The organism is Streptomyces sp. NPDC031265 (genome assembly GCF_055570295.1).
This window is the reverse complement of record NZ_JBVIHM010000005.1, coordinates 265,970-290,123: the sequence shown is the minus strand read 5'-3', so window position 1 is coordinate 290,123 and position 24,154 is coordinate 265,970. Positions and strand designations below refer to the sequence as shown.

39 protein-coding genes and 2 other RNA genes are annotated in these 24,154 nt (G+C 65.4%); 2 read left to right on the top strand and 39 right to left on the bottom strand.

The annotated features are described in order from the left end of the window. Positions 1 to 92 precede the first annotated feature (92 nt). The gene (locus ACZ499_RS11610; protein WP_468674004.1) at positions 93 to 566 is read right to left on the bottom strand and encodes a hypothetical protein; all 474 of its coding nucleotides are present in this window, start codon (positions 564 to 566) and stop codon (positions 93 to 95) included. Positions 567 to 972: 406 nt separating this feature from the next. Beyond that, positions 973 to 1,248, bottom strand: a complete 276-nt coding sequence (locus ACZ499_RS11605; protein WP_468674002.1) for a hypothetical protein — start codon at positions 1,246 to 1,248, stop codon at positions 973 to 975. Positions 1,249 to 2,375: 1,127 nt separating this feature from the next. Here ACZ499_RS11605 and ACZ499_RS11600 point away from each other — a divergent pair. Next, a complete protein-coding gene (locus ACZ499_RS11600) occupies positions 2,376 to 3,224 on the top strand; it encodes a helix-turn-helix domain-containing protein (RefSeq protein ID WP_468674000.1) in 849 nt (282 codons plus the stop codon). Then, positions 3,221 to 3,433, top strand: coding sequence for a DUF397 domain-containing protein (locus ACZ499_RS11595; RefSeq protein ID WP_468673998.1), 213 nt, complete (start codon positions 3,221 to 3,223; stop codon positions 3,431 to 3,433). The genes ACZ499_RS11600 and ACZ499_RS11595 overlap by 4 nt, the downstream gene beginning before the upstream one ends. 76 nt (positions 3,434 to 3,509) lie before the next feature. Here ACZ499_RS11595 and ACZ499_RS11590 read toward each other — a convergent pair whose 3' ends face one another. From ACZ499_RS11590 to ACZ499_RS11410, 37 genes are all read right to left on the bottom strand, one after another. Beyond that, on the bottom strand, positions 3,510 to 4,166 hold the full coding sequence (locus ACZ499_RS11590; RefSeq protein ID WP_468673997.1) for a DUF2637 domain-containing protein: 657 nt from the start codon (positions 4,164 to 4,166) through the stop codon (positions 3,510 to 3,512). An 86-nt stretch (positions 4,167 to 4,252) separates the two neighbouring features. Further along, on the bottom strand, positions 4,253 to 4,525 hold the full coding sequence (locus tag ACZ499_RS11585) for a hypothetical protein (protein ID WP_468673995.1): 273 nt from the start codon (positions 4,523 to 4,525) through the stop codon (positions 4,253 to 4,255). Positions 4,526 to 4,639: 114 nt separating this feature from the next. Next, positions 4,640 to 5,083 carry a hypothetical protein gene (locus ACZ499_RS11580; RefSeq protein ID WP_468673994.1) on the bottom strand — a complete coding sequence of 148 codons (444 nt, stop codon included), beginning with the start codon at positions 5,081 to 5,083 and terminating at the stop codon, positions 4,640 to 4,642. A 74-nt stretch (positions 5,084 to 5,157) separates the two neighbouring features. Beyond that, entirely contained in the window at positions 5,158 to 5,967 is an 810-nt protein-coding gene (locus ACZ499_RS11575; protein WP_468673992.1) for a hypothetical protein, read from the bottom strand. Positions 5,968 to 6,022: 55 nt separating this feature from the next. Beyond that, positions 6,023 to 6,235: a hypothetical protein gene (locus ACZ499_RS11570; RefSeq protein ID WP_468673991.1), complete on the bottom strand. Its 213-nt coding sequence runs from the start codon at positions 6,233 to 6,235 to the stop codon at positions 6,023 to 6,025. A 13-nt stretch (positions 6,236 to 6,248) separates the two neighbouring features. Next, positions 6,249 to 7,049, bottom strand: a complete 801-nt coding sequence (locus tag ACZ499_RS11565) for a hypothetical protein (RefSeq protein WP_468673990.1) — start codon at positions 7,047 to 7,049, stop codon at positions 6,249 to 6,251. Between the two features lie 114 nt (positions 7,050 to 7,163). After that, on the bottom strand, positions 7,164 to 7,562 hold the full coding sequence (locus tag ACZ499_RS11560; protein ID WP_468673987.1) for a hypothetical protein: 399 nt from the start codon (positions 7,560 to 7,562) through the stop codon (positions 7,164 to 7,166). A 9-nt stretch (positions 7,563 to 7,571) separates the two neighbouring features. Beyond that, an RNA gene (locus tag ACZ499_RS11555) (hammerhead ribozyme type II) lies at positions 7,572 to 7,635 on the bottom strand. Between the two features lie 414 nt (positions 7,636 to 8,049). Then, positions 8,050 to 8,214, bottom strand: a complete 165-nt coding sequence (locus ACZ499_RS11550) for a hypothetical protein (RefSeq protein ID WP_468673985.1) — start codon at positions 8,212 to 8,214, stop codon at positions 8,050 to 8,052. A gap of 9 nt (positions 8,215 to 8,223) precedes the next feature. Beyond that, positions 8,224 to 8,288: hammerhead ribozyme type II (locus tag ACZ499_RS11545), an RNA gene on the bottom strand. Beyond that, complete coding sequence (locus ACZ499_RS11540) at positions 8,287 to 8,652, bottom strand: hypothetical protein (RefSeq protein WP_468673983.1); 366 nt, start codon at positions 8,650 to 8,652, stop codon at positions 8,287 to 8,289. Before ACZ499_RS11540 ends, ACZ499_RS11545 begins: the two co-directional genes overlap by 2 nt. Positions 8,653 to 8,737: 85 nt before the next feature. Further along, positions 8,738 to 9,004, bottom strand: a complete 267-nt coding sequence (locus ACZ499_RS11535) for a hypothetical protein (protein ID WP_468673981.1) — start codon at positions 9,002 to 9,004, stop codon at positions 8,738 to 8,740. Positions 9,005 to 9,138: 134 nt separating this feature from the next. Further along, positions 9,139 to 9,279: a hypothetical protein gene (locus tag ACZ499_RS11530; protein WP_468673980.1), complete on the bottom strand. Its 141-nt coding sequence runs from the start codon at positions 9,277 to 9,279 to the stop codon at positions 9,139 to 9,141. A gap of 37 nt (positions 9,280 to 9,316) precedes the next feature. Then, a complete protein-coding gene (locus ACZ499_RS11525; protein ID WP_468673978.1) occupies positions 9,317 to 10,084 on the bottom strand; it encodes a sigma-70 family RNA polymerase sigma factor in 768 nt (255 codons plus the stop codon). Positions 10,085 to 10,483: 399 nt separating this feature from the next. Further along, positions 10,484 to 10,933 (bottom strand): DUF7169 domain-containing protein, encoded by a 450-nt coding sequence (locus tag ACZ499_RS11520; RefSeq protein ID WP_468673976.1) that lies wholly within the window; start codon positions 10,931 to 10,933, stop codon positions 10,484 to 10,486. Positions 10,934 to 11,144: 211 nt separating this feature from the next. Continuing rightward, positions 11,145 to 11,480: an HNH endonuclease signature motif containing protein gene (locus ACZ499_RS11515; protein ID WP_468673973.1), complete on the bottom strand. Its 336-nt coding sequence runs from the start codon at positions 11,478 to 11,480 to the stop codon at positions 11,145 to 11,147. Positions 11,481 to 11,488: 8 nt separating this feature from the next. Next, on the bottom strand, positions 11,489 to 13,414 hold the full coding sequence (locus tag ACZ499_RS11510) for a DNA polymerase (RefSeq protein WP_468673971.1): 1,926 nt from the start codon (positions 13,412 to 13,414) through the stop codon (positions 11,489 to 11,491). Further along, positions 13,411 to 15,906 carry a phage/plasmid primase, P4 family gene (locus ACZ499_RS11505; protein ID WP_468673969.1) on the bottom strand — a complete coding sequence of 832 codons (2,496 nt, stop codon included), beginning with the start codon at positions 15,904 to 15,906 and terminating at the stop codon, positions 13,411 to 13,413. The genes ACZ499_RS11510 and ACZ499_RS11505 overlap by 4 nt, the downstream gene beginning before the upstream one ends. Positions 15,907 to 16,001: 95 nt before the next feature. Next, positions 16,002 to 16,205: a hypothetical protein gene (locus ACZ499_RS11500; protein WP_468673967.1), complete on the bottom strand. Its 204-nt coding sequence runs from the start codon at positions 16,203 to 16,205 to the stop codon at positions 16,002 to 16,004. Next, positions 16,202 to 16,609, bottom strand: a complete 408-nt coding sequence (locus ACZ499_RS11495; RefSeq protein WP_468673965.1) for a hypothetical protein — start codon at positions 16,607 to 16,609, stop codon at positions 16,202 to 16,204. The genes ACZ499_RS11500 and ACZ499_RS11495 overlap by 4 nt, the downstream gene beginning before the upstream one ends. Then, complete coding sequence (locus tag ACZ499_RS11490; RefSeq protein WP_468673963.1) at positions 16,602 to 16,853, bottom strand: hypothetical protein; 252 nt, start codon at positions 16,851 to 16,853, stop codon at positions 16,602 to 16,604. Before ACZ499_RS11490 ends, ACZ499_RS11495 begins: the two co-directional genes overlap by 8 nt. 274 nt (positions 16,854 to 17,127) lie before the next feature. Next, a complete protein-coding gene (locus tag ACZ499_RS11485; protein WP_468673962.1) occupies positions 17,128 to 17,484 on the bottom strand; it encodes a hypothetical protein in 357 nt (118 codons plus the stop codon). Further along, entirely contained in the window at positions 17,484 to 17,678 is a 195-nt protein-coding gene (locus ACZ499_RS11480) for a hypothetical protein (protein ID WP_468673960.1), read from the bottom strand. Before ACZ499_RS11480 ends, ACZ499_RS11485 begins: the two co-directional genes overlap by 1 nt. Before the next feature lie 228 nt (positions 17,679 to 17,906). Then, positions 17,907 to 18,626 (bottom strand): phiSA1p31-related protein, encoded by a 720-nt coding sequence (locus ACZ499_RS11475; RefSeq protein WP_468673957.1) that lies wholly within the window; start codon positions 18,624 to 18,626, stop codon positions 17,907 to 17,909. Continuing rightward, positions 18,623 to 18,898 carry a hypothetical protein gene (locus tag ACZ499_RS11470; RefSeq protein WP_468673955.1) on the bottom strand — a complete coding sequence of 92 codons (276 nt, stop codon included), beginning with the start codon at positions 18,896 to 18,898 and terminating at the stop codon, positions 18,623 to 18,625. The genes ACZ499_RS11475 and ACZ499_RS11470 overlap by 4 nt, the downstream gene beginning before the upstream one ends. Next, on the bottom strand, positions 18,891 to 19,553 hold the full coding sequence (locus tag ACZ499_RS11465; protein WP_468674093.1) for a DNA (cytosine-5-)-methyltransferase: 663 nt from the start codon (positions 19,551 to 19,553) through the stop codon (positions 18,891 to 18,893). Before ACZ499_RS11465 ends, ACZ499_RS11470 begins: the two co-directional genes overlap by 8 nt. Further along, positions 19,450 to 20,007 (bottom strand): DNA cytosine methyltransferase, encoded by a 558-nt coding sequence (locus ACZ499_RS11460; RefSeq protein ID WP_468673953.1) that lies wholly within the window; start codon positions 20,005 to 20,007, stop codon positions 19,450 to 19,452. The genes ACZ499_RS11465 and ACZ499_RS11460 overlap by 104 nt, the downstream gene beginning before the upstream one ends. After that, the gene (locus ACZ499_RS11455; RefSeq protein WP_468673951.1) at positions 19,964 to 20,215 is read right to left on the bottom strand and encodes a hypothetical protein; all 252 of its coding nucleotides are present in this window, start codon (positions 20,213 to 20,215) and stop codon (positions 19,964 to 19,966) included. The genes ACZ499_RS11460 and ACZ499_RS11455 overlap by 44 nt, the downstream gene beginning before the upstream one ends. 94 nt (positions 20,216 to 20,309) lie before the next feature. Then, complete coding sequence (locus ACZ499_RS11450) at positions 20,310 to 21,056, bottom strand: recombination directionality factor (RefSeq protein ID WP_468673949.1); 747 nt, start codon at positions 21,054 to 21,056, stop codon at positions 20,310 to 20,312. A 116-nt stretch (positions 21,057 to 21,172) separates the two neighbouring features. Beyond that, complete coding sequence (locus tag ACZ499_RS11445; RefSeq protein ID WP_468673948.1) at positions 21,173 to 21,403, bottom strand: hypothetical protein; 231 nt, start codon at positions 21,401 to 21,403, stop codon at positions 21,173 to 21,175. Positions 21,404 to 21,491: 88 nt separating this feature from the next. Next, on the bottom strand, positions 21,492 to 22,037 hold the full coding sequence (locus tag ACZ499_RS11440) for a C40 family peptidase (RefSeq protein ID WP_468673945.1): 546 nt from the start codon (positions 22,035 to 22,037) through the stop codon (positions 21,492 to 21,494). Positions 22,038 to 22,200: 163 nt separating this feature from the next. Beyond that, positions 22,201 to 22,386: a hypothetical protein gene (locus ACZ499_RS11435; protein ID WP_468673943.1), complete on the bottom strand. Its 186-nt coding sequence runs from the start codon at positions 22,384 to 22,386 to the stop codon at positions 22,201 to 22,203. 193 nt (positions 22,387 to 22,579) lie between these two features. Further along, on the bottom strand, positions 22,580 to 22,882 hold the full coding sequence (locus tag ACZ499_RS11430) for a hypothetical protein (RefSeq protein WP_468673942.1): 303 nt from the start codon (positions 22,880 to 22,882) through the stop codon (positions 22,580 to 22,582). 2 nt (positions 22,883 to 22,884) lie between these two features. Next, positions 22,885 to 23,040 carry a hypothetical protein gene (locus ACZ499_RS11425; RefSeq protein WP_468673940.1) on the bottom strand — a complete coding sequence of 52 codons (156 nt, stop codon included), beginning with the start codon at positions 23,038 to 23,040 and terminating at the stop codon, positions 22,885 to 22,887. A 241-nt stretch (positions 23,041 to 23,281) separates the two neighbouring features. Beyond that, positions 23,282 to 23,515 (bottom strand): hypothetical protein, encoded by a 234-nt coding sequence (locus ACZ499_RS11420; RefSeq protein WP_468673939.1) that lies wholly within the window; start codon positions 23,513 to 23,515, stop codon positions 23,282 to 23,284. Next, positions 23,512 to 23,757: a hypothetical protein gene (locus ACZ499_RS11415; protein ID WP_468673937.1), complete on the bottom strand. Its 246-nt coding sequence runs from the start codon at positions 23,755 to 23,757 to the stop codon at positions 23,512 to 23,514. Before ACZ499_RS11415 ends, ACZ499_RS11420 begins: the two co-directional genes overlap by 4 nt. A 167-nt stretch (positions 23,758 to 23,924) precedes the next feature. Beyond that, a complete protein-coding gene (locus ACZ499_RS11410) occupies positions 23,925 to 24,107 on the bottom strand; it encodes a hypothetical protein (protein WP_468673935.1) in 183 nt (60 codons plus the stop codon). Positions 24,108 to 24,154 lie beyond the last annotated feature (47 nt).

Below are 24,154 nucleotides of genomic sequence, written 5' to 3'. Positions count from 1 at the left end.
CCGTCGCCTGCACGTGCATTCCATCTCGACACTCCTCTCGTGAGGTGGTGCGGACTGGTGTTGCACTCCCTAGCCGGGCCGGCCAGGGAAGATCAGAACTCGCTTTGCAGGGAGAACGCAGCGTTTCCCTTGTCCTGCCCGGGGCGGGCGGTGTGGTGGAAGAGGCAGAACGCCTTTGCGCCGCTGTGGAACGTCGCGCCGAAGCCCGGGTTTTGAGCCTCTGACGAGTAGCCGTAGGCGCTCTCGATCTCGTTGTGGCTGGAGTTCGTCAAGGCCGCCGCAAGGTACTGCTGGGCACGCCACGGCGTGATCTTGCCGTCCTCGTAAAGCTCCGGGTACGGGACCTCAGCCGGAGCGTCACCAGTCACGGGGATTTCCGGCTGGTCGTCCTTGTCGCCGGGGGCCGCCGCAGTGGTCAGACCGACCCAGACACGGGAGCCGGAGGAGAACGTGAGCCGCCATCCGCGAAGGTGCTCTGCGCCTCGGTCCCAGGGATCTACCGACTGAACGTCGGGCGCCTTGGCTAGGGCTTCCGTGGCAAAGTCGTAGAACCTCTGGATGCGCATTTTGGGTCATTTCCTCTCGTCGCGGCGGCCGGGCCAGTCTATGAGTGCGGGCCGCAAGATCACGATGCGTCCGCCCCTGCCGTGAGTCCCGAGGCGATGTAGTGGGTCGGGCTATGGCAGGGGCGGAGCCTGTGGGACAACGGGTCCCCGGCCGTGCCGTGGGGTTGGGATACGGCCGGGGCCCGTCGCTGGCCCGACAGCGCCAGAATGGAGGCGACGCCATAGGGTCGGGCCATACCGCGCGGCGGGGTCCTGCTCGTGACTCCGCGCGGGGGTGGTGCCCCTGCTCCCCGGTCGGGACTGCCCCGCCGATTGAGGGCCGATTCCAGGAAGCAGGGAACTCAGTGGTGGAGCAGGAGGAGCGGGATCACGATCCACAAGACCACGCCGACTAGCAGCGTGAGTGCTAAGCGCATGACTCGGGTGGCTCCTGCGGATCGTCGGGGGTTGGCAGGCGCCGCAGCTTGACAACGAGAGCCACGATGTCGGCGACGGGGTAGCTACCAAGGGAGAGGCGCGGCCCTGGGCGGCCATGGCAACAGGGCCTCTCGCACGCCTCCTCGATGCTGGCGTTGTCGAGTTCCATGAGGAGGTCGAGTCGCTCCAGCTCCTCCATGAGCACCCGCCCGACAGCGTCAATTTCGGCGCGATCTTCGGTTGTGAAGTAGTCAGGGCTGATCATGGTCGCCCCCGTGTCCGGTGAGGCGACGGAATGACCTCCGGCGCCAGTCGGTCAAGCCGTTTGATTTCCACGTAGTCCCCACGCCAGAGGATGCCGACGACGCCTCCGCCGTGCCAGCGCCCTAGCGGCCGGAGAGCGCACTCGTGCGGCCCGTCAGCGTGACGATGACGCTCGCACTGCACTGCCCGGCGTACGTCGCCGTGGTACCACGGTGCCCAACTCGGGTAGCGCCTGGCGCGGAGAACGTGATCCAGGCTGAGCACGGCCATGGCGCTGCACATGACCCGGGGCGGCATTGGCAGTGGCATCCGTGCCCGCAGCTGCTCTGTCATGTGTGCCCCCGGGCCGGCACGCGCGACCTCCCCAGATCACGCGTGCCGCCATCGTCCGTCCGCGGGGTCCGGGCCGGAGAACGATGGGCGGGTGACGGAGCGTTGGTGCCGACCTCAGCTCCGTCACCCTCCGCGCGAGCCTCGGCCTCACGGGGGAGGCTCAGCGCGGGTCTTTTGTAGCGCCTGATCACGTCACTCAGTAGGTGCGTAGCGGCGCGGATCTCCCGCATGGGCGGAAAGGCTCCCTGCGGTATGAAGACAACACCCGACCGAACGTCGAGCGCTCCGCCGAAGGCCGTCCACCAACCCGTGGGGGAGTTCGCGTACGGGCTGTCGTCGCCCTTCAGTAAGTCGTCAAGCTCGTCATCCTCTTCCGTGTCGTCAGGCGGAGGCGGGGACGGAGATGGCGGGGGTACGGCCCACATCACGGTGTCCTCTCAGAGTGCGGATGATGGCGGAGCTCCGCCGCACATGCCTTTGCCTGTGCCGGGCTGTAATACGGGCCCGGTGTCGTGGCGGCTTCGAACTGTGCACTCAGTGCGGCGCATACATCACACGCCCCGTCAACAACGGGGCGCGGTAACGCATTCAGCGGTGCTTCCAGGGGTCTGGACATACGGCGGCCCTCATCTTGAACCACCCCCGTTACGACTGAGGGTGCGTCGCGTTGGGCTTACAGTGTGCTCACCGTCCGTCGCAGAGTGCAAGTCAAATGCCCGAACTGAAAACTTTCACTTCATCGACTCCGCGCCCGCCTGGAATGTGGAACGCTGACCCTGTGACGAAGGAGAGCGGATGAGTGACCCCACTGTGCGCAGGCGCCGGCTTGGCGCGGAACTGCGGTCTCTGCGGGAGGCATTGGGTCTGAAGCAGGAAGACGTAGCCGCACGCGTCCAAGAGATCAACACCGTCAAGCTCAGCCGTGTGGAGTCGGGGCGCGTCGGCATCAAGGCCACTGAACTTGAGGCCCTGCTCAACCTCTACGACGTAGATGACGCGGCCAAGCGCGAGAGCATGCACAGCCTGGCCCGTGACGGTGCCCGCCGCGGATGGTGGCAGTCGTACCGAGACGTCATCACTCCGGCGTACGCGGATCTGATCTCCCTGGAGCAGGAAGCGAAGTCCGTTCGCGTCTACCAAACGACGTTGATTCCGGGTCTGCTTCAGACTGCCGACTATGCACGAGCCACTGTCAGCGCGATCAACATGACGTCATCAGCTGCGGACGTTGACGCACTGGTGAACGTCCGGCTCCAGCGTCAAGCCGTTCTCACCCGTCCGGAGCCCCTGGAGCTGCGGGTCATCGTCCACGAGGCAGCCCTACGGGCATCACTTCCTGGCCGGACCATGCGTGATCAGCTTCAGAGGCTGCTCGACTGGGCGACCCAAGCCAACGTGACGATACAAGTTCTGCCGCTCAACTCCAGTGCGCATCCGGGGTTGTCCGGACCGTACACCGTGCTGGGCTTTCCGGAGACGGCCGATCTTGACGTGGTACTGGTCGAGCACCTGACGAGCGCCCTGTACGTGGAGGACCCCGCCGAAGTGTCGGTCTATGGCGCAGCCTTTGAGCGGCTGACGGCTGCGGCACTACCATTTGACAGCAGTGCCGACCTCATTGCGAGACTGAAGGACTCATCATGACGACGATCATCCCCAACGCCGACGCCTCGGGCCTGACCTGGACGAAGTCGACGTACAGCGACGGCGGGAACAACTGCGTGGAGGTCGCCCACGGCGTCACGGGCGCCATGCCCGTCCGCGACTCGAAGACGCCCACGGGGCCGGCGCTCGTCATCCGTGACAGCGTCTGGGGCGCGTTCGTGGCCGGAGTGAAGCGCGGCGACATCTGACGTCAGCGCAACAACGCAAGAAGCCCCCACCGGGTGATCCGGTGGGGGCTCTGTTGTGCCTTGTTACGTCTGTTCCTCATGCGCCTACGGGGCGCTTCACGACGATGACTCTACGGGCCTCGTCCAGGTCCACGCGGACGGCTCCAGGGCGGTCGCCGGAGTACTTAGCCAGACGCCCGCGATAGGCCGCACCGCGTACTGTCTCCGTAGCGACGCCCAGCTTCTCCGCCGCCTCTGCGTAGGTGACGAGGACGGGCCGTGGATCGGCGTTCGGGGGCTCCGGAACCACTTCCCCCTCCGACTCCTCCGCGGGCTCCCTAGGGAGCATCTGCGGCCTCTCGTTGCCCCCCTCCGTGTGCGTCTTGCGTGCGTGGACGAGGAGGGAGCCGCCGAAGAACGCGAGAACCGGCCATCCAGCGACAAGTACACGCATGGTGGCAGGCGGGTTCCCCAGGTTGACGACCCCGGACGTCACTACGTTTGCACTCAGGGAGGCCGCGAGCGAGAGATAGAACCACAGCCTTGCTGCCCTCGTTGACTCTCCGTCGCCTGCCTCCCGGATCTGCTTCCAGGCCATGACTACGAGGAGATCAAGGCTCACCGGATACGCCCACGCCTTCCATCCCGCCTGCCCCGATGCTTCCGCAATGTCGTGGATGTGCGCAAAGGAGATAGCGGCGGCAATCATGGCCTGAATCAGCAGCGGGTCAAGGCGGCGCAGAAGGGTTCTCATGACTCCCCGTCAGTGTGTGGTGGGTTGTGGATAATGAGCGGCGAGGCCCCTGCCTAGTACGAGTAGGCAGGGGCCTCGCGTGCCGATCAGGCCGCGCGCTCCACGGGAGCCCGGTAGACGCCTCCGGCGACGTCGTGAGCCAGCTTGCCCGCCAGGCGCCACCCGACGAGCTTCAGCGCGGGGGCCAGGTCCGTCAGGCGCTCCGGATTGTGGGGGAACTCGTGGAACTCCATCCCGTCCAGACAGCAAGCCCGGTGGATATGGATCCAGTCGGCCACCTGACCGATACCCGCGTGAGCGCCCACCTTCAGCTCCAGAACGAAACCGTTGCTGTGTGTGTGCTTGAGCTGCGTTTCCATTTCACTCCTCCGTGAGCCCCTTGCGTGACTCCATAGTGGCACAGTTATGCAGCTCTACACAAGACCTCCGCGCAACGTTGCGCGGAGGTCCCGCTATGAGGCCGCGTCGGCTCGTCACGCATTCAGCGCGTCCCAGATAGCTCGGCCGACGGTGCCCGGCTTCCGACTTGCGCAGGCGGACCGCGTGGCGCCGAAGGTCTCGCCGTTCCGCTCCGTCCAGTAGCAGACGAACGCCTCGGGGATCCAGCTCTTTGCCCCCGGGGTCTTGGGCCGGGCGGGAACAATGGTGCCGACGATGTACCGCTTGCCCTTAGCGGTGACGATCCGGCGCCCCTTGCTGTCCGTCTCCACCACAGCCGGAGCGTCGACGAGGGTCATGCGGACGTCGCGGCCGTCCGCGTATTCGATGTGGTGTTGGGTGCGGCCAGAAGACATTCTGCGCACGCGGCGTTCCCGGGACAGCCGGCCCATCATCGCCTCGTTCACCTCCGCCATGGCCACACGGATGCTGACGTGTGTGGTGTTGCCGTTCTCGGTGCGCTCGTAGACCTTTTCCATGACCCCTACCTTCGCGAGTTGTTTGCGTAGCCCCATACTGGCATAGTTGTGCAGCTCTACACAAGTAGCCGATGCTAGGCAACGTCAGCCGTAGCCGCAGGGTTTGCCGCGATCACGTTACGGATGGCCTTGACGGACGGGGCGCCATGCGGCGCGGGATTGTCGGGAGTCTGCGCCATGCCCTGACCGAAGCGACGCGTTTTGCCCGGCGCGCAGTCCCGGGAGTGCCACGTCAGAGAGTAGACCCAGCGGTCCCCGCGGTACTCCTCGCGCGACTCGGCGGGGACGAGGTGACCTACCTTGACGGTCAGGAACGGGTCTCCCTCGTAGCCAAGTGCGGTCCACACCGCGGATGTTGCCCACCCATACGCCTGAGCGAACGCCATCAGGTCAGCCGCACCCTTCGGAGTGGAGTACCCGACGGGGGGCACGGAGTGCAGTTCGACGAGACGCGCGTGGGCGTCGCGCAGTTCCTCCCGCTGCTCCTCCGTACGGTCACAGAGAGGAATGCGGCGAAGGCGACCCACGACACTTTCAAGTCGCCAGCTCTCCGCCTCGGGAGTCTCGTCGACGACCGGAGCGGCCTTCGCACGCTGCTGCACGCACCAGTCGTGACCGCATTCCCCATCGATCTCCTTGGCGTGACCTTCGTCGCACAGCTCGAAGGTGCCAGGAGCAAACCACTCAGGCGCGCACCGGCCGCTACCAGCGCCCACTGACTCAGCAAAGTCGACGTCCCCACGCAACTGCCGCAACGCAGCGCCCTCGTCACCCTGCCACGCGCCCTGATCCACTCCGTTGACGTACTGACGGGTGCGGCCCCAGTCCCGCCCCTTGCCTGCGACGACCTTCAGCTTCCTGCCCTTGTACGTCTCGCGCTTCATGGTGTCCCCTCCGTGAGCCCTTCGCGTGACTTCATGCTGACACAGTTGTGCAGCTCTACACAACCCTGCGCGCGACACGCAGTACGGTCAGCTCGCGGTCCGACGAGATGTAGACCGTGCCGCACCCTTCCGTCACGATGGTCGTGCTCCCCCACACCCCCTTGAACGCGTCGTACTTGGCTGTCCACTCGCGGCCGTGGTGCGTGAACCTGTCGCCCCGGCGGACGTGACGCGCGAGGATGGTGACCTCCTGGACGATGTGAGCCATCACGCCATCCCCCTCAGATCCGGTGCAGGAGCGAGAACCCGGTTCCGCTCCCCTCACAGGTCTGAAGGACGAGAGCCGCCGAACCGAAGTCGGGAATCGTCCCGCCCTGACGGTTGAGCTTCATGTGGCCGTACACGCGGTACGTGTCGGCCAAGGGGCCGGAGATCACGCGAACCGTGCGACCGACGGGGACGCGGGAAAGCCACTGGTAGCCCATGTAGTTGTGGCCGGCCAGGATCCGCCCGGCGTACATCGTCAGGTCTCCCGCGTCGATGCACCGTTGTGCGTGGCCCGTGCAGTCTCGGTAATACGAGACGCGGATGTCTGCGGGTGGCGTCGCGATGGGGTGCTTGACGGCTGGAGTCGTCGACGGAGTTGCGATGCGCTCCGTTGGGGTGGGGAAGGGCGTCCGCTCCCCTGCGCGTGTGGTGCGCGCGGTGACGCGCGGCTCCGGCTTGTACGGGCGCACGGGGCCTATTGAGGACGTCCACGGCGTCGGGGCTGCCGACTCAGTGGCGCTGGAATGGTGGAGTGTGGGCACCGTGAGAGCCGACACCACAAGGACGCCCGCCGCTACCGCTACAGCTCGGATAGGGCCACCGGTACTTGCCAGCTCGTCAGGCTCCTCTACAGCGTGGACGGCCGCAGCGTCCAGGACGTGCCCCTCCGACGTTCGCACCACGTACGGCTGAAGTGCCTCGTCGTACACGATGTCGATCAGGATGCCGCGCTCGCCAACGTCGACGCCGCGGGGGTTTTGCACGATCTCCACGTGGTCGCCTATTGCGACGGGGTGGGGTTCTACACCAGCCATGACCGCTCCTAGGGGGTATGGGGGTGGCTGAGTGCCCCGCCGCGGATTCGAACCGCGCGCCCGTCGGCACTGGGGGTGCCGGATGAGTGGGCTTGCCTATGCGGGGCGGGTGGATCAGAGCGTGTGGAGATCGCAGGTCTTCCGGTTGCACCCGGAGTCCACTCCGTCCCAGTACGCGCGGTGGGCCCGTGTCGCATCGGCAAGCCAGTCATCTCCGGCGGTGTAGTCGGGTCGATGTGCTGTCCAGTTGGAGAGCGCCGCGCGAAGGCCAGCACCTTCGTACTCCTCCGAGAAGCCGTTCGTCTTGATGTTGCTGACCCACGACTGGCGGCACCGCTCGTAGGCGCCGCGGGAGTAGTCGTACCCGGAGGCGGCGTCTATGTCGTCGAGCGCTACACCACGGGCTACGCAAACAGCGGTGCGAGCGTCCGCCATCGATGTGCGCTGGTCCAGGTAGTCACTGTGGGCGTAGTAGCGAATCAAGCTAGCTGCGCGCGAAGCGTGAGTGCCCATCTCTCCTCCTACGGCCTGCCTCATCAGCGCGGGTAGGCCATTTCCCGCGGACGCCCCGGAGGGCGTTTCGGCTATCGGTTCGTCAGGCAGCGAGACTCAGCCCGTCGGGTCCACGGAGCCGCGTAGTAACCCCAGGTGTCTTCCGGGAGGCCCGCTATCACCGTGTGGCCCTCCTCCGTGTGCGACCCGACGATCCGGCTGCGAATGGAGGCGGCATTGGAGGAGCTCCACGCGTCCACCTCAGCCTTTGATCTGCGGACGGACATGAACTTTGCGCGGGCAGTGACGTCCTCGCGGGCGGACCGGTTGATTTCCGCGGCAGCCTCCGGGTATCGAGCGGTGAACCGCTGCCAGATCCGCAGCTCCATCGTGCTCGGCTTGCTCGCCATCTCGTCCCCTCCCCTGGGGCGCCCCGAGTGGAGCGGCCCCTTCCGTAAATCCCTTGCGTGACTCCATGATGGCACAGTTGTGCAGCTCTACACAACCCCTAGCCGCACTGCCTGCGGTAGATCATGTTCGACGCCAGCAACACCCGCCCCTGCCGGCTCCGGGCGTTCCGCTCCGCGCCGCGCGTGCGCTTCTCGTCGGCCTGGCGCAACATGCCATAACGGTGGGTGCGGAAGAAGGTCCGCTTGAGCGCCTGCGTCTTCATATCTCCTCCAGTGGCCTGCCATCATCAGGAGTGGGAGGCCATTCCCACCCGACGCCCCGGAGGGCGTTTCGGCTATCGCCGGTCGCCTACGACGTCCCACGCTTCCGACAGGGACAATCGCCCCGCCTCGCTGCGTCGCTCCGTCGGCTCCTCCCACCTCTGCCGCCACACGAGCACGAGAGACTCACGCGGTTGAACAAGGGGTCCGGGAACGCCGTAACCCTGCCGGTAATGAACGTGCGTGTTCTCCATCGACTTGTCGGAGTGACGCATGAAGACCTTCGCCGGGTACAGGTTTCGGGACTGACGAGGAAGCCGACGGAGCGCGCTACCGCTCATTTCCCGGAACGGGATGAAGACACGATCACCAGGGCGCACATCCTTGATCGGAATCCGTCGCGTGTTCTTCGAGAACAGTGCGTCCGAGTAGATGCTCATCTCGTCCCCTCCTCTGAGGCGCCCCGTATGGAGCGCCCATCCGTAAGTCCCTTGCGTGACTCCATAGTGGCACAGTTATGCAGCTCTACACAACATCCTCGCTCAAGAACTGCGCGTACCGCAGGACGACATCCGCCGAAGTGCCCTCACCGGCCAACCTCCGCGCCTCCTCCAGAAGGGCCGCGCGGGTGGCGACGTGCGGCGGAAGAATGGTCGGTGCGGCGGGGCCGGGCGCCTTCTCTCTCCCGTCGATACTGTCCACCAACGCCAGGACGCCCTGGGCGAACGCCCGTGCCTCTGCGGGCCGCACATAGATTTCGTCGCCAGGCTCTCCGTCGCTGTACGGAGCCATACAGACGGAAGACAGTCCTGCCGTTGCCCGGATGTGGTCCCGGGCGCTCATGAAGCACTGAGCAACGTACTGATCTGCCACAGTCTCTCCTCGGTGTAGTTGTGGCACTCCGCGCAACGTTGCGCGGAGGTGGTTCAGACGTCGATGTCGGACCAGTTGAACGTTTCGGCGTCGGTCAGCTCGTCGACGGCAGACCGCACGTCATCACCCCAGAGGGCCGCCTCGTCGGGTCGCACGCCCTGAAGGTCGTAGGCGTCAAGGGAAGGGAAGCGCATGATGTCTCCTCGATAGGTGGTGGTGTGCGTGAACGACTTACGCAGCGAGCCCCTGAGACTCGGTAATGGCGCGTGCCAAGTCGATGGCCCGCTTACGGAGTCGGCGGACGGACGTGACCTTGACCTGAAGATGGGCCGCCGTCTCCGCCTCCGAAGAGGGCTCCATGCCCACACCGAAGAACGCACGGCAGACGTACGCGTGACGGACCGGAAGTTGGTCCAAGAGGTAATGCGCGAGTTGCTTGCGCGCTTGGCGCGTCTCGGCGACGTCGTACGCGTCGGGCCCGGCCGTCACGTCGGCAAGGGTGAGGGCTCCGTCTCCCTCGTCGGCGGGGTCGCTCCAGCTGCTCACGGCAACCATGGCCTCCATGGTTGCCGTGAACCTGTCGCGGCTCATTCGCTGCCGAGGGTCGGTGTCGGAACTGACGAGGAGCCATGCCGCCTCGATGTCGCCCTCTGCCACGGCCAGGGCACGGCGGATGCGCAGGACGGCTGTTGCGTCCACCGTGGTGGCCGTGGTGGTCCGTACGTGCTCCTCTCTGATGGCCCGCCGGATCGCGCGGTAGGCGTAGTGGCGAAGCTCCGTGGCCCCGCCCGTCGTGCTGTACGAGCGCACGTGCTGAATGAGGACCGCGCGCGCCTCCTGAAGCATGTCCTCGTGGTCCCACTGCGAGGCGCCCGGAACAAGCGCGCGGATGATGCCGCTTATCTGCTCGTCATGCGCACTGACGATGTCCCACATGGCCACGGTGTCGCCGTTCTGAGCGGCGTGGATCATCTCGTCCGTGATCTGAATGGTTGCCATGGCCAGTGCCTCCGTGTGTGATTCGCGTTCGTGCTTCTGTATGCCTAATGGGGCGGTAAATCAAAGAAGTGACAGCCGGGGTATGTGACGTGGGTCACATCGCTATCTGATAAATCGTTGGCGTGCTTGAATGAGCTGGACCAGGAACCAGAAAGCCCCCGTCCCATCGGAACGGGGGCGGCTGGACCTCCGCGCAACGTTGCGCGGAGCTAGCAACGGACGACGTCGACAACAGTGATACACATCGCGTCGGCCATGGTGACATCAGCGCACGCGAGCGGACACGTCTCCCAGCCGGGCAACCGGTAGAGCTCTTCCACGTCCATCCACGGGACGTTCGTCACGCCGACAGCTACGGCCCCGATCATCCCGGCGGCCTCCGCCAGTTCTCCACGCTGCTCACTCGTCCTTTGCGGCCCGGTCAGCATGATCAATGCATCCCCCCGACGACTCTGGCGTCTCCCCCTCCCAGCGAAGGAGGGCACGGTCCATAGATGCGGTGACGCCGCGCACGTAGGCGATTGCATAGACCAACTGCGCGGCGCCGCTATTCAGTTCGTGCGTGAGTGCCAACCGCCGTGTATCCAGGGCGGTGCGCTCAGTCGGGCGGGAAGGTCCGTGCGTCGCCTGACGGCCGGTTCCGTCCGCATCCACGTCAGGTATGCGGCCTGCCATGGTTACTGCGTCGTCGTACACGGACACCATCCGACTCAGTTCCTCCACATCCGTGCGGAGTGTGGTGAGAAGCCGCGCCATCTGATGTCCATCTGCAACGTGGTCAGGACTGTAGGTCACCGTTCCTCCGCGAGCAATCGTCGTGCGGCCGAATCCGGACGCATGGTTGTCCATGTTTGTACTACTTCGCTCCAACCAACAGTGGAACCCCTGTTGGCATATGACTGCGCGTCACGCTCTGGACCTGGGGTTATGTAGCGCTGCACACGTGAGAGATCAAATATCGCGCGTAACCAAACCGTTACGCATGTAAGAGTCGTGAAGGTTGAATGGCGGACCGGTGACCCCTCTGCGTGACGGGCGTCACGCTCTCGGTGACCCCGCGTTATTGCCATTCGCCCAGCCAGGCAGCCACATCACGGTCCCCCTTGGCCCGGTTGCAGTCCGAGCAGGCCGGCACGAGGTTGCCCCAGTCGTCCCGACCGCCCTTCGCAAGTGGACGTACATGGTCCACCTCTGCGGCCACATTGGGCCCGAAACCGGCACCGCAGTATGTACATGACCACGCATCGGCCTCCTCCCACCGTCGCAGAGCGTCACGACGAGTGGGCCCGAGCCACGCCGATTTGCGCCCGGTGGGGACGGAGTTAACGGCCGTTCTGGGCACCGATCGGTCAATAGCGGTCAGGCGTACCACGGGCCCACGGCGCGTTTCAGCCATGCCCGCCCTCATTGCCGCGCCAACTCTGCGGCGGCTGCTGCTTCGGGATGGGCCGCATACCAGGAGTCGTTTTTGATCATCGTCGCCGCGTCCTTCATGTAGAGCGACCCCCACGAAAAACCGGCAGTTTCCGGGTCTGTGTCGAGCGGAACGCCAAAAAAGTCCATGCTCATGGCCTTTCCGACGTCCCGCGCCACGTCCTCCGCAATGTCCATCGGAGCGCAGCCCAGGGCTTCGTCATGGATTGGGAGGAGGAGGTAATCCGTCAGACCCTGCGCGTCCATGGTGAGGAGCGCCTGACACAGGACATCGCGCGCCGTGCTCTGGACCGCGTAGTTGGTGGCTGCGTACACCCGGTCCCGGTCCAGCGGAAGCCGTCGGCCGGCGGGGGTCCAGACGATGTATCCGCCCGCGCGTGCCTCACGCTGAAGGCGTTCGCTGTACCGCTTGATCGCGCGGTACGTGCGGTCGTAGGCAGCTACGGCCTTCTTCACGTCGGGAAGCGGGGCGCCAGTCTGCCGACTGAGCGTCAGGCTGCCTCCCCCGTAGACCTTGCCGAAGCCCACTCCCTTGCACAATTTGCGGTGAAACTTCGTAAATTCGGGCCCGTAGATCAGCTCAGCCGTGAAGCCGTGGAGGTCCCGCCCCTCTGCAATGGCCCGCTTCATGACCTTCTCGTCCGCCAGGGCCGCAAGCACGCGCATCTCCACCGCCGAGTAGTCGACGCTGAAAATCCGATGTCCGGGATCGGGCAGGAGCGCCCGTCGGATCGTCCAGTCTCCCGACGGGAGTTGCTGAAGGGGCGGCCCGGATATGGACATGCGTGCTGTCCGTGCCTGGAGACTGTTGATCTTCGGGTGGATACGCCCCGCGTCGTCGACGCCGTCGCGCATGGCGATGCCGTACGAAGCCCTCCACTTGCCCGCACGCTTCGAGCGGAGCACTGCGTCAGCCAACGGATTGGGGGTGCGCGTGCCCCGCGGCGTCCACTGCCCGTCAAGGTCGGCCAGGTCCAAGAGAATGCTCTTGTCGACCTTCAGAGCCCCGCTGTCAGTGGTCTCCGTTAGCGTCTCGCCCATGCCCATCAGAGCCGTGCTGACCTGCTTCGGAGCGTTGACGCTCGTTACGCCGTACTGCTTTGCGCGGGCGGCGTGGAGGGCTTCCTCCTCTCCCAACCGGTCGACGAGGCCACGGACGTATTCGTGGTCCACGAGCATCCCGCGCCGCTCCAGCTTTGCGCAGACGATCATGACCCGGTGTTCGAAGTCCACGAGTCGCTGCGGGATACCCGCATCCACAAGTCGCTTGCGCAGTACGGGCAGGAGACGGCTGACAAGGATGGCGTCCAGGCCAGCGTACTGAAGGTAGGTCGGGTGGTTGATGTCGATCGCGCGCCAACCCGTGGCCTTCGTCTCCCCGATGGAGCGGAACACGGCCGTGAGGTCTTCCTGTGTGTCCGGCGCGGCCGGATCCACGTCCTTAGCGCAGAGCTCTTTCAGCCGAAGTCCATAGCCGCCCTCGTGGCGGGGTCGCGGATCGAACAAGTGAGCGATAATCTTCGAGTCCGTCACCTTGGGCGCCAGCGTCGCCAACGGGAGCCCAAGGTGGCGGTCCAAGACGAGCATGTCGAAGGTGGCGTTGTGGAAGACGAGCTGTCGCAAGTCCAGGAGCGCCCGCCGGGCGGCCTCCTGCATCTCGCGGCGCCCCTCCACCTGAAGAACCCACGCCTCCCGAGCGTCGCCCACTTGCACAGTGCGGAGACCGTAGGAGGGGGAGAACGTATCGAGACCAGTCGTCTCCGTGTCGGCACCGATCATCTCGCCCGTGCGCGCTTTGCGCTCCGCCCATCCACGGAACTCGTCCAGGTCGGCTGACGTCTCCGGCACGCGCGTCATGGTCTCGTCGCCTGCGATTGTGTATGGGAAGTACCTCACGCTGCCCCCTCTCGTTGCTGCCCGAAGATGTCTGTCGGCCCTGTCTGTGCCGGGGCCTCCTCGATGCCGGGCCCCTCCGCGTGACGTTGCGCGGACGTCTGCTCTGCTTCAGTCGCCAGGCGGATTCCGTCGAAGCCCCAGCGCCCGCCGTGCTTCTCCTTCGTGAAGCCGCGCGACTCCAGCTCCACGCCCAGCGCCCAGCCGGAGAGGACTTCCTTCCGGCTCAGTCCGGCGTCCTCCGCCCACTCCGCGTATGCGCGGCGGACGACCATCGGAGCAACGCGGGCGCCCGGCTCCTGGACGAGGCGAGCAGCTATGAACTCCGCAAGCCTGTCCTCCGACTCCCGGTAGTCCTGCGTAGCCGTGGCCACGGAGGCGGGTTCCTGGAGCCCGTCCGCATACCACTCCTGCGCCCCGCGAACGGCCCACGCGAGGATCCCCTCAGCCTCTCCCCGCAGAGTCGCGGGAAGGGACGTATCCGCCGACGCACCGCGGAACGTGGCCTCAAACGGGACGAGCTTCACCCGTCGCCAGACGCCGAGATCCTGCGACAGAATCGCGGGCTTGTAGTTGCCCGCAACCATGAGGAGGAAGGACGGAACGTACGTGAACGGGTTTTGGTTCAGGAATCGGCACGTCACCGGGTCGCCGCCGGTCAACTGCTTGACGAGCGCCTCCGCAAGGCGGGAATACTTTTCCGTCTCGCTCGCCGTCACGAGCCGGGCCCCGCGAAGGGAAGCAAGTTCAGGACTCGCTTGTCCGACATTTACGCGCTGCTCGAACGTGGAGAACTCCGTCGACTTCGTGATGCCGCGGAACACGTAGAGGAGAGCGTCCAGGAACACGCTCTTCCCGTTCGCCCCCTGCCCGTGCATGAACACGAAGCACTGTGCCGACGTCGACCCCGTGATGCCGTAGCCGACCAGCCGTCGCATGAACGCTGGCAGTTCCGGATGGTTGGGAAACACCTCCCCAAGAAACTGCACCCACCGCTCCGCCCTCGCCTCCGGGCAGTACGCAATGCCAAGCCGTCGCGTGATCATGTCGTCCGGCGAGTGGGGCCGAAGCTGTCCCGTGCGGAGGTCCACGGTTCCATTGGCGACACTCAGAAGGTGCTCGTCCGCGTCGAAGTCGCCAGCCGACGCAGGGACGCCGGGCACCGACGGAAGCGTCTTGATGACGTCTTCGATCGCGCGGTTTGTGAGCGCCTTAAGTGCGATCCGGCGGGAACCGTCGTCGCCCGACGCAATCAGTTCTGCGCCCATCTGGAGGAGCGCCGTACGGACCTCGTCATTCCCCGGAGCCCACACCGTTCCGTCCCAGACGAGGAAGCCAAGACCCTTCGCGTACCGCACTCCCCCGCCAGTGCGGGCCATGTAGTCCCGCAAGCGCACGGCAACCCCAACGTCCGTGAGATCGAAAGCCACCCGCGCGGACTGCGACATCGTCTGAAGGGTGACGTCCGTAACGGACACATCCGGCTCCGCCGACGGTGCAGGGACGGGGGCCGTCTCGCCTTCCAGCTCCACCACCTTCGCAGTGCGCACGGCTGCGTGGAGCTCGCCAGGGAACGCCTCGGGATCCCGCTCGCGCCAGTCGGTCAGATCCTCCCCCGCGTTTGGGAAGCGCAGCTGCCGTGGTGGGTTGCCATCATTGATCAACGCTTCGGCCAAGGCTCCGATGCCACGTGCGCCTGCCTCGTCCGGGTCAAAGGCCAAGACCACATCACGGCCACGAAGGTGCTCCACGAGCTCCGCCACAAGGGCAGCGTTCCGAGCCAGGCCGGCGCCACGGATGATGAGCGCGTCGTACCCCACGGCCACCGACGTCAGACCGTCGCCGGGACCCTCAGTGATGAGGATGGCGTCGTATCCAGTGTGGGCACTGAGCACGCCGTATTTGCTCCAAGAGCGGCCGTCGACGTTGGTGAGCGACACCCAACGTGCCGGGCACTTGCCGGACAGATCGCGTCCCTGTAGACCCCGGGCCACACCATCAAAGCCGTAAAGCGGAACAGTGAGGCGCGGGTACCGAGTGAACGCACCGGACAACCACGGCGCCGTGAACTCTAGGTGATGGTCGTAGTAGCCCACGCCCAGTTCTTGAGCCACCTCATGTGCGAGACCGAAACGACGCTCTAGGTAGTCCACGGCATCGTCCACGTCAGGAAGCCATCCCGACGTAGCGTCGACGAACGCCCGCAGCCCGGCAATCTCTGCGATACCCACGGACTCCGGCACCCTCGCGGACACAGTGTGGGCACCCATGTCATTGACGACGTCGAAGAGGTCCGCCTCGCGCATGCGCATCCTTGCAAGGACGCCGCTCTTGGGGCAGCTCGTGCGGCACACCATGAGAAGCATTCCGTCCGCCTTCAGCGTCAGCTTCAGCGACGGATGGTTGCGGTCGTTGTGCGCCGGGCAGAGCGCCACGTAGCCGTCGTGATCCTCCTCCACGCCGTCCAGTCGTCCCAGGATCTCCGACAGTCGCACGCGTCTCCCCTCTCCAGTTGTCCATGCGGAAGGGGCGCCCCGGAGGACGCCCCTGTCAGTACTTGGCGGGTGTGAGCCGCGCTAATCGATTGGCGCTACTCGTCTTCGTCGTAGTCCTCGTAGGTGACGGACTCCGCGCTGCCCAACGCGTCGTAGTTCCACGCGTGCTTGTCGCCCCGCGCCAGAGCGTGAGACACCCACCCGCGCGCCTGTTCGATGGTCATCTCCCCGCCCTCGTACTCGTCGCCGTCCGGGTAGACGGTGAGGGTGCCTGAGAACTCGATGACGACCTGCTTCACGCTGCCTCCCGATGCTGCGTGTCGATCAGCGCGTAAGCAGTTGGCGCGACGGACTGAAGCGCGTTCTCCATGTCCCGCAGACGGTTCATAAGCCGTACGTCCGTCGCGACGTCGCGAACGACGTAGCCGTCCGCCACGCCCTTCATGCGCCGCTTGACGACCGCGCACCCGAAGAGTTGGCCGGCGTGGATCGCCTCGCGGTTGGCCTGCGCGATGTAGTCGGACAGGGTGATCGTCTTCTCGGCCTTGAGTTCCGCGGCGTGGAGGTAGTAGCCGGAGACGTCACCGATGTCCTTCGCGCCCATCTGGACGTTCCGGTGCGCCGCCGGATTGTGGTGCTCCTGTATGTAGGCGGTCCAAGCGGACTCCCAAGCAGTGCCCTTTTGCTTGTTGGGGTTAGCCATCGCCACCGCCAACGTGCGCGGGAACGGTGCCGTTTGCCTTGCGGAGGACGACAACGTTGAAACCAAGCTGACCACTCTTGGAGTGCTCCGTCTCCAGGCGACCGTACGTGGCTGACAGGGCAATCCGCATGAGCAACCCGTTCTTACCCTTGTACGCAGTGCCCACCTTCACACGCCCGGTGGTGGTGGACGCGGAAAGGATGTAGTCACCCTCTTCGATCGTGACGCCGAACGAATCCCTCATATGTCCTCTCCCGTCTTCCACGGCAGTTGCGCCGCAGAGGTTCCGGCCTCTACGCGGAACAACAACCGCCACCCGTCCTCTGTGCGTGTGTAGATCTCGCCTCCGCGAGCCGCGTCGGACCCCCGATCCTCCGCGTAGGAAACTGCCGACATCGCACGGTGCAGCCCCTCGTGATACTTCACGGCAGGGGTGCGGCTCGGAACGATGGAGGCGTATGGTGCGGACTGAAGCCGCGTGCGGTACTGGGCGCACTGCTCTTCCATCTGCCGCGCCATCAGCCACCCCACTTACCGGTGTCGGGGTCACGCTCGTCGAACGGCTCCCACGCAAGAGACGCGCGCTCCACGTAGACTCGAACAACTCGACTGGTCTGCTGACGAGGGCAGGCGCCCCAGCCTCCAGCAGTCTCACGCGTTCGAGACTGCGCATCCCGACTTGCCTGGCGCCGGGCGTTCTCCGCTGACTGGTACGGTCCCCGGACGTCGTAGCGGACCTCGTCGGCCCACTCGTCCAGGTACATCGGAACGTCGTGTCGGTCCTTCCAGTGGTACGCAGGATTTCGCTTCCTCTGCTGGTACTCCACGACAGACCGCCACTGCTCCATGTCGTTCAGGTTGCCGTTGGTGGCCATCAGCTCCCCTCCCGGTTCATCACGTGCACGAACGCCCCACGTGCGAACGCCACGCCGGCCGCCTCCCAGTACTTCGACCAGTCACGGCGCTCCACGGCGTCGGGACGGATGTAGATCAAGTCATCGGGGCCAGCGTCGCGAACGTCGCCCAGTGCGGGGGCGGTTGCGGCCTCGATGACGAGCACGGCGCTCACTCGTCCTCCAGGTCGCCCAAGAGGGCTCGCGCCCGATCCTCTTCGGCCGTGGTCCCATACGTAATCGTGTGACGCAGTCCCACACGAACCGTCTCTAGTTCCATGGGCGTCAGTTCCACGGCCACCGACACAGGCTGAACCATCTTCGCCACGTGCCCTCTCCTCCTCTGTTGGCAGTGCTTCCACGCACTCAGCCCCGGGCCACGTGGGCGCCGGGGGCAGGGTGGGTCAGTCAGTTACGCGGGTGAGTGGGGCGTACTCCGCAGCGATGTAGAAGGGGTCACCAGCCCTCTGGTGTTCCGGCGTACGGCCCATGCAGGCGCGGACCTCGTCGCCAAACCGTGCGAAGTGCCAGACGTCGCCGTCACGGTCCTTGTAGCGTGCGTTGAGGTCGTAGGTCACGCCGTTGTGTTCGTAGAGGTCTGCGGCCCCCACGAGCTCCAGCTCAGCAACGTAAACACTGTCGCCGTCGTCCAGCTTCACCGAATACGGATGGGCTACCTCACCAAACTTACGGTCGAGGCCAACGCAAGTAACCGCACCCAGACGGCCATGCGTGCGGGAGGCGTGCACAGCACGCACCACCCGGACCCGGTCACCAACCTTGACGGCAGCGTTGGGCTTCAGGGCGTCCCCGCTCACGAGGGCGTAGGTGCCACGCTCACCCTTCATCAGGTAGTGGTTCGGGCCGTTGGTGTGCTCGAAGGGACCAAATGCAATCTCGCCGGAACCGACTGCCTGGTGCTCCACCTTCTCGCCCACGGTGAACTCCGCAAAGGGCTCCAGGTCCCGCGCCTTGTACGCCCGGTCGAAGTCCTCGTCCTCCCGCCGGACTGCGTACATGACATACGTACTGAACGTGCTCGTGATCGGGCCGTGGGTGATGGTGGCGACACGGCCACCCATGGTCTTGACCTTGTCGCCCACCTTGAACGTCTGCTCAGTCACTTCGCGTCCCCCTCCGCCGTGCCGATAACAACCATTCGGTCCGCTGCAACCGTCTGAACTGCGAGCGTCCTGCGCGCGATAAACCCCGAGTCCCGCCCCGTCGGCCGCACCTTGACGAGCGGAACGACGATCCCGGCAGCCGTGTTGGTCTCCAGCTCCAGGACCACAGCCTCCGAGAGGCGGACCACATTGCCCTGCCGCGTCGCGTAGGAGACGAGGCATCCGGGGCGGATCTCCGCTCCCGTGTAGTCGGTCAGGCGTGCCTTACCCATTGCTCTCCTCCGTGAATGATTCGTGCAGTTGGTCTCTGAGGAACCGGAATGCTTCGTGTGCTTGCTGCGGGCAGACGCCGTTACCAATGCGGCCGATCTGCTCTTCACGCGTGAGATCGGGAACGTCGGTAACCCACCCGTCAGGGAGGCCCATCATCCATTCCGCGAACTTGGGAGCCAGCTTCATACCGCCACGCGGTCCCCGCATAAGCGGGACCGGAGCCTGACGCCCCATGAAAACCTCCCAGCGGTACACGCACTTCGCGAACGGCCCCCACCATTCGGCCGGAGTGTGCGGGCCGTCGTCAGCCACGTCGTCCGGGTCGACGTTCAGGAGAAACACAACTTCGTCTTCCAGAGTCGGCCCGTGCCCGCCAGCTTTTCGCTTGTCCGGATGCTGCGCTGCCCCGTTGCTTGCCAGGTTTGCCGTCGGCGTCTTGAAGAGCTTTTCCGCCTTCTCCCGAGGAAACAGGCGAGCAAGGGCGGTAACAAGGTCGTCGCCGCCCGATCCCTCCCGGCCGCGCTTCGCGAAGTCCGGTCCGCGCGTGGCGTCACTGACCGTCGGAGACGGAAGGTGTGGCAACGCAGAACCAGCGGTCCCGATGGTGCGGAGCCCCGATGTCGGAAGCTCGCACAGACGCCCACGCTGCGTCATACCCGATCTGGTGAAGCGATGTGAGGACCGCGTCGAGCCCCCGATTTCGGATAGCTCCGACGTTCTCCAAGTAGACGTGTCGGGGTCGAAGAATCCGTATTCCTTCAGCAATGTTGAACCAGATTCCGGAGCGCTCACCCTTGATCCCCTCTCGCGGCCCTGCGTTGCTGATGTCCTGGCATGGAAACCCGGCCGTTACGGTCGTGATCTCCTCTTCCTCGTCCAGCAGTGAGGCCCAGTTCTGATACCGAACGTCGCCTATATTCGGAGCGTGCGGGAACCGGTAGCTCATCACTTTGCAGGCGGCCCCGTGCACTTCCGCCACGATGGTGACTTTGTCGCCCGTCAGGGCTTCGACCGCAATTCCCAGCCCGCCGTATCCGGCGCATAGTTCGAGAATTGCCACGGCGTCACCCGGCTTTGAACGACTTGAGGATGACGCCTGCCGGGCCATCGCTGACGAGCTCGTTCACGATCAGGTTGGATCCGTCGCGCTGGAATCCGTCAAAGTCGGCGTCCCAGTACACAGCGTCTCCGTAATGCTCCTCGGTACCGTTCGTCGCGATCTTCCGGGCCGTCGCCTCGTTGCCTGCGCGGACAACGATCGCGTCGTACTCGTCGTATTCGGTGGGGTCCGTCCGGAACACCAGGAACAGGGCCATGGGTTCTCCTCTGTGAGTGTGAATGTGTGCGTGAAAGGCGCCCGCCTCCCCGGTCAATGCGGGAAGAGCGGGCGCTAGGTATGCGTAAATAAGGTCAGGCAGCTGCGGGCAGGTCGACGGAAGAAGCCGCCTCGTACGCCCCGAGAACCTTGATCACCGGCTTGTTGTAAGAGACTTCCTGGCCCGCGCGCGGCCCCTTCTGCGGGGTGTAGCGGACGTTCTCAATCGTCAGCGTCGCGCGGATCTGCTGACCCTCGAACCGGTCCAGCTCTGCAAAGAGCGGGCCCAGAGCCTCGACAAGCTTCCATGAACCCGAGTTGAATCGGAAGACGCCGAGATCCGGCGCGTCCTGGAGGCGGAACTTCACGTCAACGGAAGGCTTCGGCCCCCGCAGCTTCTCCGCAGCCGTCTTGCGCTCCGCAATGTAAGAGGGGCAGCCACATGCCGTGCCCTTGTCCTCATCCGGAGAAAGGTAGGTGAAGCCGTCGCAGTGGTGCACGAGGCCAGCACCCGGCATGAACTGCTTGAAGCTCGCGTCGACGCCGTCCGGCTCAATGATGATGGCGACGGTGGATGCGTCGGTCAGGATCTGGAGGTTGTCCTCCTTGTCCGTCTCCCACTCCTCGGACTCACCGCCCAGAAGTTCCGAAATCCTTGCCGCAACGACCGGATCTCCCGTGGTCACCCGCCATTCATTCAGCGACTCGGGAACATCCTTGCCGCCCATCTTGACCATTCGGCCAGAGCGGAAACGGCCCACAGTGTCGTCCGCGAAAGCGGGACGCTCCTTCGGAGCGGCGTCGGGGTCGGCGTCCCAAATACTCGCAAGGTGATTCGCCATACGTGCATGCCTCCTGCGTGTGTGGTGTGCGCGGCGCCCGCAGGCGCCTCTACCTACCTAATGGGGCGGTAGCTCGAAGATGTGACAGCTGGAGCCCAACTTTTTCCGACGAGTTCTCAGGGGCCGTCGACGAGGACCACGACCGTCCCGCCCTTGCCGTCAGGACCCACGCACTCCAGTCGCGGAGCTCCGCGCATCGTTGCGCGGAGGTCGTCCTCAACGCCGGCCAGGTCATGGCGCTCAAACCGGGTGCGGTACGGACGCCCCTCCCGCTCTGCCTCGTCGTACTCGCGAAGGGAGTCGTACACGGGCCGCAGATGGGTGCTGTACAGGTCCCCGTCCGCCATGCACCGCCCACGGATCTGCCAGACCTCGTCAACGAACGCCCGTGCCCTCTCCAGGGACGCATCCCTAGACGCCACCATTGCCGCCCAGTCAGCCATTTGCGAGCCTCCAGAGGTCTCGGTCCGTCGATGACACGCGCGGCGCCTGGAGGCGCTTCCAGAGGTCTCCTGGCGTCACGTCCCCCGGTATGCGCCCGTCAGTAAACAGAGACACCCCCGCCAACTCGTACGCCACGTCGACAAGCTGCGAGCAGATGAGGTGACGCGAGTCGGCCACGTAGTCCCGCAGCCAGCGGGGGCGGATGTGCCAGTGAGCCATGCCGATGGAGGCGTAGTCGAGGAATGAGTACGGCGTCCCTACGAGCCGTCGGGCGGCGCCACAGATACGGATGCGCTCCGCGGCCGTCAGGGGGATGAGCCCCGTCGACCAGAGCACGGGAACGCTGGCGTCCTCCAGGCGGATGAGCTCCGCCCCGCCCGGCATGGCCTGGACGATCCAACCCGCGCCCACGTACACGTACGCGTGTTGAACAGGCGCCCGGTCGCCTACGAGGGCTTGGCCGGCGGCGATGAGTCGACCCGTGATTCCAGAGATCTGCGTCAGGGCGAAGTCTCCAGGGGTAGGGATGGTGGTCATCGCTGCCCCCACTTCAACCCGCGGAAGGTAGCGGGGACAGCTGGCGGGTAGACGTGCGGGCGCTCGTGGGCAATGAGGGCGTTGAACGGCTGCGGCGGAGGCAGAGGCCGGGCAAACTGTGCCTCCCACTCCTCAAAGAGGAGGCCCGCAAGGAACGGATACATCATCTGATCTCCTCTGCTTCCAGGAACGTGTATGCCGCGCGCAGGGCCTCAGCCCATACAGGCGCCCAGCGCGCTTCGGCGCGGAATCTCTCGCGCTCGAACCATTCGTGGTGCTCATTGAGGCGGCGCAGGGCAACGCCGGACACCGTGCGGAACTCCACGATGCTGTCCGGGGCTGACCTCATCCGCTCAATGTGGCGTCGGTACATCCGCACGCGCTCCCGCTCCTGCGCCAGTTGCCACCGCAGACAGGCGCGCAGAGCAACCTCAAAACCTCTGGGCTCACAGTCCATACACTCAGCTGCACGGCCGTGCCATGGGGTCTCACGGAACGCGTATCGGGGCGGCCGACGAACGCAGAGACCAGTGCACTTCAGGTCAGTCATGCCGTCCCCGCCCGCCCTTCGGATCATGGTCCCCGATGTACTGCGCTGCGTCGCGCTGCCGTCGCCGGTACTCGATGTCCTCCTCCAGTCGCGTCACTGCGCGCTGACACGCGGCCACGATGGCCGGAAGCCCTGCGGACTCTTCCTCACGGACGTAGGCGCGCTGATGGAACCGCGAGCCGAAGCGCTTCCTCTGCGCGCGTATCTGCACCTCCAGGCACAGGCCGTTGGAGCGCACCCGGTAGAACCAGCCGTCGGGCAGCTCCGGAGCTCCTGCGGCCACGAGCTCAGCCATGCTCACGCGTTCCCCCTGGTGATGGAGGCCAGTGTCCCGGCGAGCCACACGCCGGCCATGTGCTCCGCCATAGTGGACGACCACCCGCGCCGCTCCAGGTCGGCACGCATACCGTCGGCAGTGTCGAAGATGGGCTGTAGGACGCTGGTTACATCCATGAGTTGGGAAGACAGGTGAGCCTTCACTTCGTCGGGCGTTGGGCCGTGTGGCAAGAACATGTGTGTCTCCTCTCCAGGTGGTGCACGCGGGCGTTCAGGCGCGCCAGCTCTTCCGTGAGCAGGGTCAGAAGGGCCATCAGCTCCGCCGGTACGGGGATTTGGCCGCGCGCATCCCGCATCGAAGCGGGACAGTGACGCTCTTCCACAACCGCCAGGGCGTGCACGGTCTCAATGCGGAGACTCACGGGGTCGCCTCCGGCGTGATGATGCGTGCCCCGCGCCTCATACCCGTGACGAATGACCGCTTGTCCCGGGTGATGCCCCAGTCCTCCGCCCATACCTCGTCTGCGTCGCGCTGGATCGTCTCCGCGTTGCGCCGCGACGTCTCGCGCTGTACCTCCTCCAGTGCGTGGCTGCACAACTCCAGCCACTCGTCACCGTCGCGCTCGTTGACGAGCTCAGCCCATGCGCTCACGTCGATACCTCCGGGTCGATGTCGTCTGCGGCACGCCGGGCGCCCGCCCGATAGAAGACGCTGTTATCGCTGTAGCTACGGCCGTACCGGGCCTCAGCCATGGCCCGGATGTGCTCTGTCAGCTCGTGGGCATAAGCGTCCATGGCAGCCCGCATGTCGTCGGCCAGGCCCTCAAAGGCGCCACGGTCGGCAGCACGGAAAGCCAGGCCCATCAGGACGTCGCGGGCGGGGAAGGCCGGCACATCGTTATGGGTCGGCCCGTAGTTCCAACAGCCGGGCCTAACGGCTACGAAGCTGCTCGCACACACCCAGCGTCCGTCGCTCAGACGGGTACCGCAGTCCTCTGAGAAACCCTCAATGCGTAGGGGACGACCGTCAACAAGTACGGTGTCGCGGAGCTTCGGCTCCCTCACCACCCCTGCACCTCCTCCATGCGCACGATCAGCGCGTCCAGATCGTCGCGGTCCATGCGCACGGTGGCGATCGTCTCTCCGCGCGCGTTACGCGTTTCGAGGTCGTACTCGATACCAACGCGCCGCACGGTCACCGACGAACCGTCGGCCGTGTGAATGGTGGTCCCTCCGCTGAGCATGTGCGCTCTCCTCTCGTGTGGTTACACGCCGAAAGCCCCCGGCGCCG